Origin of the sequence: Lactococcus sp. NH2-7C (assembly GCF_029953655.1) — a bacterium.
GTDB classification, from domain to species: Bacteria; Bacillota; Bacilli; order Lactobacillales; family Streptococcaceae; genus Lactococcus; species Lactococcus lactis.
Genome location: NZ_CP124538.1, coordinates 138,686 through 152,820 on the forward strand (window position 1 = coordinate 138,686; position 14,135 = coordinate 152,820).

Annotated in this window: 10 protein-coding genes and 1 pseudogene; 9 read left to right on the top strand and 2 right to left on the bottom strand. The window is 31.3% G+C overall.

Going from position 1 to position 14,135, the window contains the following annotated elements:
- Window positions 1–235: 235 nt before the first annotated feature.
- Window positions 236–1,171, top strand: a complete 936-nt coding sequence (locus QJV49_RS00700) for an AEC family transporter (RefSeq protein WP_225511355.1) — start codon at window positions 236–238, stop codon at window positions 1,169–1,171.
- 186 nt (window positions 1,172–1,357) lie between these two features.
- Here the strand turns inward: QJV49_RS00700 and QJV49_RS00705 are convergent, their stop codons facing one another.
- On the bottom strand, window positions 1,358–2,014 hold the full coding sequence (locus QJV49_RS00705; RefSeq protein ID WP_225511356.1) for a YoaK family protein: 657 nt from the start codon (window positions 2,012–2,014) through the stop codon (window positions 1,358–1,360).
- Window positions 2,015–2,139: 125 nt separating this feature from the next.
- Window positions 2,140–3,609, bottom strand: coding sequence for a helix-turn-helix domain-containing protein (locus QJV49_RS00710; RefSeq protein WP_225511357.1), 1,470 nt, complete (start codon window positions 3,607–3,609; stop codon window positions 2,140–2,142).
- A 456-nt stretch (window positions 3,610–4,065) separates the two neighbouring features.
- On the opposite strand from QJV49_RS00710, the gene QJV49_RS00715 reads away from it, so the two are divergent.
- From QJV49_RS00715 to kdpF, 8 genes and pseudogenes are all read left to right on the top strand, one after another.
- Window positions 4,066–6,360, top strand: coding sequence for a bacterial Ig-like domain-containing protein (locus QJV49_RS00715; protein ID WP_225511358.1), 2,295 nt, complete (start codon window positions 4,066–4,068; stop codon window positions 6,358–6,360).
- Window positions 6,357–7,445 carry a DUF916 and DUF3324 domain-containing protein gene (locus QJV49_RS00720; protein ID WP_225511359.1) on the top strand — a complete coding sequence of 363 codons (1,089 nt, stop codon included), beginning with the start codon at window positions 6,357–6,359 and terminating at the stop codon, window positions 7,443–7,445. Before QJV49_RS00715 ends, QJV49_RS00720 begins: the two co-directional genes overlap by 4 nt.
- A gap of 553 nt (window positions 7,446–7,998) precedes the next feature.
- A pseudogene (locus QJV49_RS00725) lies at window positions 7,999–9,183 on the top strand (Cna B-type domain-containing protein); the annotation flags it as partial.
- 9 nt (window positions 9,184–9,192) lie between these two features.
- A complete protein-coding gene (locus tag QJV49_RS00730) occupies window positions 9,193–9,465 on the top strand; it encodes a Cna B-type domain-containing protein (RefSeq protein ID WP_281449173.1) in 273 nt (90 codons plus the stop codon).
- A gap of 121 nt (window positions 9,466–9,586) precedes the next feature.
- Window positions 9,587–10,186, top strand: a complete 600-nt coding sequence (locus QJV49_RS00735; RefSeq protein ID WP_225511360.1) for a Cna B-type domain-containing protein — start codon at window positions 9,587–9,589, stop codon at window positions 10,184–10,186.
- A 282-nt stretch (window positions 10,187–10,468) separates the two neighbouring features.
- Window positions 10,469–13,099 (top strand): sensor histidine kinase KdpD, encoded by a 2,631-nt coding sequence (locus QJV49_RS00740; protein WP_225511361.1) that lies wholly within the window; start codon window positions 10,469–10,471, stop codon window positions 13,097–13,099.
- The gene (locus QJV49_RS00745; RefSeq protein ID WP_225511362.1) at window positions 13,089–13,799 is read left to right on the top strand and encodes a response regulator transcription factor; all 711 of its coding nucleotides are present in this window, start codon (window positions 13,089–13,091) and stop codon (window positions 13,797–13,799) included. The genes QJV49_RS00740 and QJV49_RS00745 overlap by 11 nt, the downstream gene beginning before the upstream one ends.
- 246 nt (window positions 13,800–14,045) lie before the next feature.
- A complete protein-coding gene (gene kdpF / locus QJV49_RS13220) occupies window positions 14,046–14,126 on the top strand; it encodes a K(+)-transporting ATPase subunit F (RefSeq protein WP_080513128.1) in 81 nt (26 codons plus the stop codon).
- Window positions 14,127–14,135 lie beyond the last annotated feature (9 nt).

The window sequence follows — 14,135 nt, forward strand, 5'->3', positions numbered from 1 at the left end:
TAAAAAAATAGAAACCTTGAACCTTTAAGAATTCAAGGTTTTTTATTACGTATATTAGATTTAATTATTTGAATAGTTTTAAGTTTGTATATTAAATTTAAAAAAATAGATAAATAACAAGTATCGTTGTACATTATTTGTATATTGCTATGTCATATTATTTCCTCTATCATATTATTATATAGAAAATGAATTCCTATTCAGTAAATAGGAGATCATATTTAAGGAGGTAATATTGTTTTTAACAAATTTATTATTGCAAATTATTATTATTTTTATTTTAATGCTAGTTGGTGTATTTTTAAAAAAAATTGGCTTTCTCAGAGATACAACTAATACTGATTTAACAAAAATTATTTTATATTTTATCTCTCCATGTGTAATCATTAAAGCTTTTGAGCAAAAATTTTCTGCGGATCGTATGATAACTTTTTTGATAACTAGTATCGGTGTTTTCGCTATATATATTGTTTCCATAATTATTTCAAAACTCATCTTTTCTAAAGTAAAGGATAAAAATTTACAACGAACTTTAAAATATGGAAGTGTATACCCAAATTCAGGATTCATGGGAATTCCATTAGCTCAGGCACTTTTTGGAAGCCAAGGTGTATTTTTTAGTGTTATCTCAGTTTTAGCTTTCAACATATTTTCTTGGAGCCATGGTGTAAGTCTATTTAACGAGCAAAAAGGTTGGAAAGAGTTATCACGTGATATTTTGATGAATCCTAATATTATAGCTATTTTTCTAGGAATTTTTGTATTTGTTTTCTCAATACCTATCCCTAACGTAGTTAACCAATTACTAGATTATATAGCTGCGATGTTTGCACCTCTGTCCATGATTATAATAGGTTGTAGTTTAGCAGATATTCAGTTAAAAGTTTTAAGTTTTAATCGATTATTAATTTTAGCCATCCTTTTGAAAAATTTTATATACCCAATTTTTTCTATATTTATTTTAATATCATTGGGAGTCACGGGTACCTCACTTTTAACAACAGTAATATTGACTTCTTGTCCAGTTGCTGGCTTAGTTGTTTTATTTACATTGGAATCGAAAGGTGATGCAGAACCAGCAATACTCTTGGTTAGTTTGTCTACGATTCTATCATTAATAACGATTCCATTCATCATTTTTTTCCTTAATTTTTTGCATCTAAATGCCTAATGTTGAACCTCTACAATTGTGATATAATATTATATTCTAAAGTAGTCTGCTAATGGTTTGAAAAAATAGTTCTTATAAAAAATATAAATAGAAATACTCCCTGATAACTCTCCGGGAGTATTATATTTTAGAAATATAGATTAAGTACTTAAAACTAGCTCCGTATTTGTAAATATATATAATAAATTATTTTCCATAAAACTGATCATAAACAGATTTAATGGCCAAAGAAGCAAATAACAAACTAATGAAAAAACATGATTTAACAGCAAATATTTGGAAAAAAAAGAGTGATAATATTGCTCCAATAAAGAAACACAAAATTAATTTTATAAAAAATTTGACCTTTTTTAAAGATTTGATTTCAGGGTTATTTATATAATTGATCAAGTTAAGACCTAATCCTTTTATATTACCACTAACATATAAATTGATATAAGAATGACCTTCTACAGTATTAAATAGAACCCATTGAATTGAAACAGTAAAAGCAATTAGTGCAATCACCATACTGGGATGGTTGTAAAATATTGGAAATCCAATTAAAGAAAATATAATTGCTTCGAAAAATAAAGTATATACTTCCCAACCGGGTAATTTCTGTAGCAAATTCTGCATTAGTCTTGCAAATAGAACCCCTAAAAAAAAGCATAATACGGCCAGTCCCTTTTTTATGGCTAAATCATAATGATGTGTATATATATTTGATAATGCAAGTATTAGATTCCCACTATGAGCTACTGGAAATGCATTATACTTTAAGAAAGTATAAGTATCCATTGCTCCTCCTATAAATGTTAGATACATTGCAAAATGGATTTTTTCATAAAATGCTAAATTCATATAAACTTCCCTTTCGTTGATAACCAGACAAAACTTCTTTTAAAAATTTAAATCTAATACTATTTTTGGCTAATTAATTCTTCCATTAAGGTTTAACAGAAGAAATCTATAAAAAAAATATAAAACTAATTATTTCTTAATTTCTCTCTATATTTGATTCTAATCAATTCGTTCAACTCATTTAGAATTAACTCATCCTCAATTGAATCCAGATAAAATATTTCTTTACCACTTGATTTATTAAATCTTTCATACGTGTCAGTTATAACAATATCAGCTTCGTCATAGCTATCAGTGATATAGATATTTTGTTTGTTATAGAAACTAGTTAATCTATTTCTAATAAAAATTTCTGTTGTAAATGATTTAATGACTTGAATATATATACTCAAATGGCCTTTTTTCTCAGAAATAGATAATGAACATATTAGATTACTTAGAAGATTAGTATGTTTTCTATCGTTTACTACCGATAATATTTCTTCTTTAATTTTAGAAAACAACAACGTATTTTGGGGCAATTCAAAATGTGTAAAAGGAATATAAAAACTAAGTACATCCTTGTTCTCACCATTGAGCAGACACCAAGCATTAAAAATTACAATGTAATAAAGGTATAAGTACTTTCGTTCATCATTTTCTAACCCATTAACATTAATTAAAGAAGCTATTTTAGTAAATATCTTTTTAGCAAGTATACAAAATGGATGTTCAGAAGTAGAAAAATATTTTCCTAATTTCTTTTTTTGTTCCATCGAAAAAATATAAGGAAGGAATATTCTAGACAAAAAACTAAAGTATAACATTTCTATTTTTTTACTTTTTCCAAGTTTAATAATTGAAAAAAAGTTTGGATTAATTAGAGAGGAAATATCAAAGTCTTGATAAATAATTTCAAAGAAGGACATCATATCTTTGGAAAATGGCGCTATTAAAAATTTATTATCAGCTACTCTAATTGATAAGACAGTATATAGTAAATACAAAGCCCTCTTTTTAGTACTGGCCCATTTGTCAGAATTTTGTAATATTTGCTGAGGTTTTGGAATGTCTTCAAATGGCCAATCCACTTCCTGAAATGCGTCTTGTAAAAAAAGGTATGAAAAAAGTCGAATAGACAGTTCATTGCCCTCCAAACAATAAATTCCTTGATTATTTAAGATCGTTATTCCAAAGTCTTCAAAAAATATATTAAGTTTATGTATTAGTTTAGGTAGATAGTATTCTGATATAAAAAGAGAACGAATCAAATGTTCTCTACTTATTTTAGAGTGAGTAACCAGCTTAACGCAGCAATTAAATAAGACATTACTCTTTAAAAGATATAGTCGTAAATTATAAGCATATTCTAATGAGCAGCACTTATAATTTGAATTTACGCAAATACTTCCAAAATTATTTGAAACAATAAAGCCAATTACTGAAAAATAATCTTCCATAGAAGTATTAATCTTTATTATATTTTCTTTTACAATTCTCTTCGAAACCCCTAAGCTAGCAGAAACATCGTTCAGAGTTGTTGATTTCTTTTTAATTATATAGAATAAAACCTCTATTTCAATATTTAAATAACATGGAATAATATTTTTTAACATGGATAAATTTTTATACTGGTGAATGTACTTTCCTTTCTTATTTATTAGGTAAATATATGATTAATAACACATATAAGTATCTTATTTTTTATACGACTAATTATATATTTATCTTCAATTAATTACAACGAAAGGTAAAAGTTAATGTACTGATATTCTTACAAAAAAAAGAGAAAAGGTTGATAGAAAGCTATACTTGTACCTTTATACACAAACGATGTATAATGATATACAGCATTTGTGTATTGTTTATGATGCGCAATATATTATAAAATATAAATATAATAAATATAGTTCTATTTGATAAAGGAGGTATTATTTTTCGAGATACCAAAAAATTTTTAAATGATATATGAGGTATGAAACCTAAAACTCTTTTCAATACTTTCAACAAGCTTAATGTAAAAATCTTAAATATCATACCAAAAATTATATGGTTACTGAGGAGAAATTTTAATGAAAAAAATAGTTAATTCCTTTTTACTAGGTATTTTGCTTGTTATGGGGATAGCACTAATAAATGTAAAAACATGTGAAGCATATGAACCTGGAGGCGTTAAAGTAAAACTTTTACCAACACCTAAGCCAACTATTAATGCAGACGTTTCAAATATATATTCAAGTTCTAGTCAAGTTATCCCTGTCTTTCTACAGGGAACTTGTGATAATTCAGATACTAGCATTACCGACTTCCCTCTTATTGCACAAACTGGCCTTTCTTTTATATGTGACGTTAACTTTTCAAGCTTATCCAGTGAGGAAGATATAACACCGGAAACGTTGAAAGCAGCAGTGGACAAAGGCTTTGCCTTATCTCCTTCTTCATTTAAATTAACACTAGATAATTATCCTGGACATGATACAACCATAGTCAATACGAATGGATTTAATGTAGTTAATGCTCCATCAGGAGAAAAAGTGCTTCGTATAACTATGAGGGGTGATTCAGAAACCGGGGTAGCTAGTATGTTATGGAACTATATATTTGACAGTGGTCTACCAAAAGATAATGTTCCAAACCATATATCAATGGCCTTTGACAAGCATGTGTTGTTGTCTGCGGAAGGATTACCTTTTGATGAAAGTCCAAATAAAGTTAATACCAAAGGATGGATATTTCCCTCACAAGACAATAAAATTGTTGGAAAAGCAACTTTTTACGATTGGGATCAGTGCCAAACTGAATTTTTGCATAGGTCTAAGATTTCTTTAATAGATGGAGCTAAACCATCTAATACCATGGAAATAGATATTCCTACATGGTCAACCTATATTTCTCCGTGGGACAGTAAAAATGAATATAATATAGAGCATGCATCCTTTGATGAAGTCAAAGGAGTTAATACTCAACTTCCAGGCGGATATCTCACTCCAACAATACAATGGAATTTAAGGAAAGATGGGTTCCCAACAGCAGAGATGGTGGCTAAAAGATTCGGTAGAGTTGTTAATATCTTTAATAAAACAGTTGACACTCAGCCTAAAGTACAAGCAACTGCACAAAAGACATCCCAAGGGGAAAATTTTATTTTAAGTTCTAGCGAACAAAATGTGCTCCAACGCCCGATAACGCTCCAAACACTATTTAAGGCTGAAAAGCCACAATTACTAATGGCTACAATGGGGAGTAAAAGTTACGGAAGTCAACAACCAATTGATCTTAAGTTTTCTTTTGATGCGCCAACAAGCCAAAAGGTAACACTATGGGAATCTGTCGATCAAGGCGATTTTAAGCAAGTTCAAACCTATGACTTAAGCGATTCAAACGAATCCGGGGCAACAAAAGAAGCTTCTTTACCTCCTATTAATCAAACGGGAAAACATACCTTACGTTTTAAATTAACGGATTCAAACGACCTCGAATCTAACTCTATTGATTCAATAGTTACTATTGACCAGCGTGAACTAAAGACTCAGAACAGTGTAATTTATCAATACAATCCATGGGATAAAAGCTCAAATATTTTAACTGTAACAGATCGAGATGGAAACCCTGTTAAGGATGATCAAGTAATAGTTAATGGAGAAGTTGATACAAAAAAAGTAGGTGTATATCCGCTAACCTTCACATACGATGGCATGGTAACGCATAATGAAGTAAAAGTTTTAGAAACTAAAAGTAGCCTTGATGTTCAGGATATTGTTTTAACCGTAGGTGATTCATTAGATATTAGTAAAGGATTTTTGTCAGCAACGGACAATGCCGGGAATCCATTAAAGTTTGATAAGGTGTCAGTATTGGGGGCAGATAAAGTGGATACTCATAAAGTAGGTGATTATTCATTAACATACTCTTTAAAACCTATTTCTCCTATAGAAAAAGTAGTACAGGTTCATGTTAAATCTGGAGCATTGACACTATCAAGTTTACCTAGTATTGATTTTAATAACATTATTTTAAATGGAAGTAGTCAAACTTCAAAGCCTAAAATAGAAGATATATCATTGAACTTGCGGGATCGTCGAGGGTTATCTGATGGGTGGGATTTACAGGCAAGCTATCTAAAGGGAGCCTCTTTGGGAGGAGGGATGACTTTAAGCCTTGCTCCTACTTCTGATCAAGGGAAGGTTGCGGCAGTTTCATTGAATGGAAGCGCCCAAAATATTGATGTTCTAGATAAAGCAGATGCAACTAAACCAGATACAAAAATTACTTTGAGTCCAAGTATTGAGGTTCCAGCCAAAACTACTCCTAACCAATATACCGCAACCATTGTTTGGAATGTGGTTGATGGAGCTCCTAGCGAATGACACTTCAGCTGTTTCTAAAAAAGAAAAGAGACCACTCTCTTAAAAGAATGGCTTTTTTAACTAAGGAATCTCAAATGAAAAAATATTTTATGCTCTTTTTCTCTCTCCTACTTTTCATAAGCTTTGGGAGTCAGGGTTTTGTGAATGCTCAAGAGATCTCATCTTCTGAAAAGGCAGGAAATTATACGGTTAATCCTAACTTTGGTATCTCTCAAAAGAAAGAGACTTCTAATTTTTATGATATGAAATTAGCCCCTAAGGCAAGTGATAATTTTGAATTAACGCTTAATAATGAATCTAACCAGCCTCAAACATTTCAAATTGAAATTAATAACGCGACAACCAATCGCAATGGGATTGTCGACTATACTCAATCAAAATTTAAGAAAGATCCTTCTATGAAGTTAGATCTAAAGGACTTGATTAAGAATGACAGCCCACAACTTACAGTAGGTGGACACCAATCGCATACAGTTCGTTTTCATTTAACAATGCCCGATCAAGCTTTTAATGGGATTTTATTAGGAGGAATCGTTGTTCGTCCAGTCCAAGAAAAAAAAGAAGATAAAGGCATACAAAACGTCTTTATCCATACAATTGCGCTTCGGATTGCCGAAAATGATACACCTGTTCACTCCGAACTGATTGGGGGCGATGTCAAAATCGGACAGGAAAATTTACACAACCAAGTCAGTATGACCATTCGCAATCCTCAAGCTAAATTAATGTCTCAGCTGAATGGGGATTTTATCATCACTAAAAAAGGAGAAACAAAACCATTAGTTAATATCCAAAAGCAGAACCTGAGTATTGCGCCTAATAGTGCTTTTGAACTCCCTGTATCACTTAATGATCACTTTAAACCAGGAACCTATACTTATAAGATCGTCTTGAAGAATGATCATGAAGACTGGCAATTTTTAAAAGACTTTACTATTAAAGAGAGCGAAGCTAACATGTACAATCAGACGTCTGTAGATTACACAAAAAAAACAGACTTAAATTGGATACATTATATGTTGGTAGGAATAACTTTGTTTTTATTGCTAATATTATTCTATTTTTTGGGAAAGCGAAGTAAGTAAAACAAAACATATACATACATAACATATACATTCATATTCAGCTTTTTTATTTCGAACTTAAAAAAGCTAGTTAATTAAACTAGGAATATTAAAATGTATAAATTAAATAGAAAAAGGTTTAAATAATTATTAATAAAGTTTTGCCAAAGAATAATCGGTATTAAAAATATCGGACAATGTACTGAGGATATTATTTTGGAGCAAAAATAATTAATGATATAATGAAAACGAATACAACAATGTGATTATAGTAATAAATTAAATACAAACTCGAAAGCAGGTGAAGAATGAATCCAAGCAAAAAAGAACTGTAATAGTCTCTCTCTAATTGGTCTAATATTTATTAGCCTACTGACATTGCTATCAGTTCAAACTAAACAGACTAATGCTGAGGAGGTAGTTACTGTACATTCAAGTGATGTTGATACGGGAGCAACGACACTTACTAGGAGTGATTTCAATGATAATTTTACTTTATCAGGCACTGTTGGCATGCGTTATCAGGTCGGTGGAGCTTTTTAACTCTTTTGGTCCTGCTCTAACTGATGACGAAATGAAAGCCAGATATGATGAAGAAACAGGAATTATCACCTTAACCCCCAATCGAAATGACTGGTCAGGTAATTTTACACTTAATAATCGAATTTCAACAGAACAATCTTTTAAACTTAAAGGCGCTATTTACCTTGGAGATAGGACAGATGAGGATTGGAGAGATGAAAATACTGTGGAAAATGGAGGAACTCCAAGTGGAGGTGCCGATGGGATCGGTTTTGCTTTTCATCCCGAAGAAATAGGAAAGGTTGGTTTTACAGGAGCTAATATGGGGGTTGGTGGTCTTAAAGGAGCAATTGGTTATAAATTTGACACTTACTGGAATACTGCACAGCAGAGTAATGAAGATGATAACCATTGCTTAGGCTGGGAATATGATCCTGGAGATAAAACACCACATCAAGGCAATCCTTTCGGAGCTTTTATCCAAACGACAACTGAACCCACTCCGGCTAACACTCCCCTTTTGGATACAGGACGGGTAGTACCTTTTGCAACTAATGCAGGATTTGGAGTAGCTGATTGGAATCAAGTTGCTTGGCTAGACACAACTAAGATATTACAAAATTCGGGTACAAGTCGTCGTACTGAAATTGGTGATGATAGCGATGGTAATCCTGTGCAAGGAGCAATTAGAAGACAAACTTCTGATTATGGATATGATGCTAATGATAATTTATCAAGTGGTTCGACTAAAGACAATACCACAGGTTTTCAAAATGTCATCTATGATTATAAACCTGGAAATTCAGGAAAAAGAACGCTTCGAATATATCTGCTCCATGGTATAACAACTAATCCAATCGTATCGGGCGCTTTGACAGAAGACAACAATATTTATGATCTAATTGGTCAAAAAGAAATTGATTCATCTGACTCGCTAGCTTTAGCTGTATCTGGATCAACAGGTACCTTTCGTAATCTTCAACAATTTAGATTTGATTCTTTTAAATACTCAGCTGTAAAAAGATTAACAATTGATAAAACTTGGGATGATGATAGTAATATAAACGGTCTAAGACCCGATACCATTGAAGTTCAAATTTGGGCAAATCTTAAAGCAACGAATAATAAAGAAGAAGTTCGACTTCCTTATAAGCCCCCAATAGAGATAAGAGCTACAGATAATTGAAGCTATGTTTATGATAATCTACCAAAATATAACAACGAAGGGCGTGAAATTTTCTATGACGTGACAGAAATCCCTGTAGCTGGGTATGAGTCAACAACTCAAAGATTGAATGACGAAAATGATTCAGAAATTCAATTTGAAATTTCAAATAAGATTCAAAATCCACTCACAATTTCAGGTGAAAAAATATGGCTAGATAATGGAGATATCGCTTCACGACCAGAGTATATTACAGTTCAACTATGGCGAAGGGATGGCGAGCAAGAACGTCGGGTTCAATTCAATGAATTAGCCGCGGGCTATCAAGATTTTTTATGGACAAGTAAATTCTAATGATTTTGTAACACAAGAAACAAATTCGAATAAGAGCTGGGAATATACTTTCTCTCACTTATATGGAACGGAGGAGATAGATGGAGTTAAACAAGGAATTCAGTATTTCTTAAAAGAAGAGTTGTCAATTGACGATAAATATCGTTATGAATCACAAGTTATAGGACGTGATATTGTTAATACAGTCATCGAAGTAGAAAAAATGAGCCTGATTGTTAATAAAGAATGGGATGACAATGGCTATGAATCTATCAGACCAGAAACAATTACAATTCAGCTATTGGCAAATAATAAGTTGCAAGGAAATCCAGTCACTATTGGGCGTAATGAAAATTGGAGCTGGGAATTTACCGATCTAACTATAAGAGATGAGCTGGGAAATAATGTTATATATTCAATCAAAGAAATTGATATACCTAAGCAATACCAAGTTGAACAAATCCAAGAGAATAATAAAATTACTTTGATTAATAAGTTTGAGAAAAAAGACACTAGTCCTGACGAAGATGATGACAACAATAACAATAATAGTGATGAAAACAATACTAATAATAGTAAAGGAGGCCCAAATCAATCAAAAGAAGCACCTATTGGTGAAAAAAAGGAAAATACAGAAACCCTTCCTGTGGTGGGGCAATATACAGAATTTTGGTTGATACTTGTTGGTGCTACTTTATTATTTGGAGTTTTATCATTATTGAAGCATAAACAAAAAAGATAAAAAATCGTAAACTAAAATTTTTTATAAATTTTAATCCAGTTCTGGTAAAAGAAATATTCTCTATTGTCATAGTATCTCCAGATTCCATGACAATAGAGTTTTTCTATTCAAAAAATTTAAATATACTTATTTGTTAGTTCAATTCTTTGTGCTTTAATCACATTGAAATTAAAAATTGAATTTTTATACGATAGTAAAATTTGGAAGGAGCGAAAGTTTATGTATTTAATGGACTATGTTTTTTTATGCTATAATATGGACAAGAAAATTTAGAGGCAACCAATGAAAAAGGGAAAACTAAAGATATATTTTGGCTATGCTGCTGGGGTTGGAAAAACATTTGCTATGCTCGAAGGGGCGCGTGAGGTTCAAGAATCTGGAATTGATGTTATTTCAGGTTACATTGAACCTCATAATCGACCAGAGACCTCAAAATTAATTGAAGGACTTGAAACCTTACCTTTAAAAAAAATAAATTATAAAGGAATTCAATTAAAAGAGTTTAATTTAGAAGAAGCGTTGATTCGTAGACCTCAGATTATCCTAGTTGATGAATTAGCCCACACAAATTGCCATGGTTCAAGAAATAAGAAGAGATTTCAAGACATTGAAGAACTTTTGAAAGAAGGAATAGATGTTTTTACAACAATAAATATTCAGCATCTCGAAAGTTTAAATGATGTAATTGAAAAAATAACTGGGATTGTTGTAAATGAAAAAATTCCTGATTACATATTCGAAGAGGCTGATCAAATTGAGCTAATTGATATTGAACCTGTCGATTTATTAGAACGACTAGACAAAGGAAAAATTTATCAGTTAAACAAAGTAAATCAAGCAAAAGAAAATTTTTTTACATTAGAAAAACTTATCGCCCTTCGGGAAATTGCTTTACGAAAAACTGCTGACCAAGTCAATAAGAGTGCTATTCGTAAAGCTCAAAATAAAAAAAGTATTTATGCAAAAGAACATGTTTTAGTCTGTGTTTCAGCTTCACCCTCAGCCTCTCATGTTATTCATGCAGCTGCGAGACTTGCAGTTGCATTTAAAGCAGAATTTACGGCATTATATATTGGCGATTTAGAAAATTCTTCCAAAGAAGAAAAAGATAGACTGAGACAGAATTTACGTTTGGCTGAACAGTTAGGTGCGAAAATATCCGTCCTTTATGGAGATAATGTTTCTAAGCAAATTGTCGAATATGCTAAAATTAGTCAAATATCAAAGCTAGTAATTGGTAAAAGTGTACAAAGTTCATTTTGGAGTAGGGAAAATATTGTAGATCTTATAAGTCAGGAAGCACCAGAACTTGATATTTATGTCATACCAAATGCAAGGGGACAACAAAAAAATACTTCTAGAACTTTGTATAATTTTAAAAAAATCCAGTTTTCATTAAGTGATTTATTGAAAACAATACTGATGCTAGTTCTTGTCACCTCATGCGGGTTAGCTTTCAAATACTGGAACTTTAATGTTGCTAATATAATTATGCTTTATATTTTAGGAGTTCAGATTAATGCTATTTTTACAAAAGGAAGAATTTTTAGTCTCATTTCCTCAGTCTTATCTGTACTTTGCTTTAATTATTTTTTCACAGAACCTTATTACACTTTTGTAGCCTTTAGCTCTAATTATCCAATTACTTTCTTAATTATGTTGGCTGCTGGATTAATTACGTCAACATTAATCAAAAGAATTCAAGAACAAGTTCGAGTCTCTGCGGAAAAATCATATCGAACAGAAGTACTTTTACAAACGAATAAAGATTTAGCACAGGTTGATTCGGTAGCAGAAATTCTAGAAGCAACAGTTCAACAGCTAAAAAAATTACTTGATCGAGATATTGTGATTTATCCAATCAAAGAAAAAGTTTTAGGAAATGAATCATATTTTTCAACTGAGTCTTCTAAGTATAATTTAGATAAATACCAGAATTTTAATGAGAGAGGTGTAGCTGAGTGGGTAATGCACAATAATAAACGTGCGGGAGCAACGACCAATACATTATCAGCTGCTAATTACTTATATTTGTCAATTCGTGGGAAAAATCAATCTTTTGCGGTGATTGGGATTTTAATGAAGGACAAAAATGAGTTGGAAACATTTGAAAAGTCTATAATTCTGGCCATATTAGGTGAAGCAGGATTAGCTTTAGAAAAAGAAATTCTTCGAGAAGTTCAACAAAAAAATGAAATTCAAATTGAGCAAGAACAGTTACGTGTAAATTTATTACGTGCCATTTCACATGATTTAAGAACTCCACTAACTAGTATTTCTGGACATGCAAAATTACTGATGAAAAATGATAGTACAATAAACAAACTTCAAATTCAAGAATTATCAGCTTATATCTATGATGATTCAATGTGGTTGATTAATTTAGTTGAAAATCTTTTGTCTATCACAAGATTGGATGAAAAAATAGAATTAAAGCTGGAAGCTAACATTATTGATGAAGTAGTTGAAGAAGCACTTAAACATGTAGATAGGCATTTAGAACAGCATGAATTTAGTTTAAATTTAGCCGATGAACTCTTAATGGCGAAAATGGATGTGGCTCTTATGATACAAGTGATTGTTAACTTGATTAATAATGCGGTGAAGTATACACCAATCAATTCTAAAATTGAACTACAAACCAAAAAAGTTAATGATGAGTTAGTTCTTGAAGTTTCTGATAATGGCCCTGGGATTACTGATGAAGCCAAAGAAAAAATATTTGATTTATTTTATACTGATGAAAATCGGCAAGTTGATTCTAAGCGTGGTTTAGGTTTAGGACTTTCTTTGTGTAAAAGTATTATTTTAGCACATGGTGGTAAAATATATGTTAAAGATAATCAGCCAAATGGAGCAATTATAGGTTTCAAATTACCTTTAGAGGAGGTTTTAATTTCTAATGAACAATGATGATATAAAAATATTGATTTGTGAAGATGATTTGTCAATTAATAAACTGTTATCTTTGACAATGGAGGTTGAAGATTATAGTTATGTATCCGTTCAAAATGGAAAGGAAGCGTTGAGAGAGATTATCTCTCAGCGCCCAGATTTACTAATTTTAGATTTAGGATTACCAGATATGGACGGGAAAGAGATTATTTCTAAAGTTCGTGGATTCTCTCAACTTCCAATTATCGTAGTCAGCGCCAGAGGAGAAGATGCTGATAAAATAGCAGCTTTAGATGCTGGTGCTGATGATTATTTGACGAAACCATTTAGTACTGATGAACTTTTGGCTCGACTTAGGGTAAGTTTGAGAAGAGCTAAGTTTTCTGGAAATAATAACAATTTACTGACAGAAGTAACAACGTTTACTAATGGCTGGTTGAAAATAAATTATTTATCAAAGTGTGTTTTTGTAAATGAAAAAGAGATACATCTCACACCTATTGAATACAAACTTCTTTGTTTATTAGCAGAAAATTTGGACCGTGTAATGACCTATAACTATCTTGTCAAAGAAATTTGGGGTTATTATGAGGAAGATTTTTCAGCACTCAGAGTATTTGCAAATACTCTACGTAAGAAGATTGAACTTGATTCCAACTATCCAAAGATGATACAGACACATATCGGTGTTGGTTATCGAATGATAAAAATTGACTAAAAAGTACTGACAGATTTGTCAGTACTTTTTTTATAAAAATCTTTAGATTATCTTTATAGGAACAACCAAATCTTTACACTCTTTTTATTTTTCAAGTGTTAAAATAATTTCAACATCAAGGAGGAGGAAAATATTTTGATGGATTTATTGATGCTTGGAGGACTAGTAGTAAGTTTTCTACTAGTTCTGGCTCTAATAGCTTGGTGTGACAAGCAAATTAAAGAAAATTAGAAAGAAGTTTTTGAAATGTTTATTATTTTAGGGATTATTATCATGTTATTGGCGATTTATCTCTTTTATGCTCTGATTTATCCAGAGAAGTTTTAGGGGGAACAG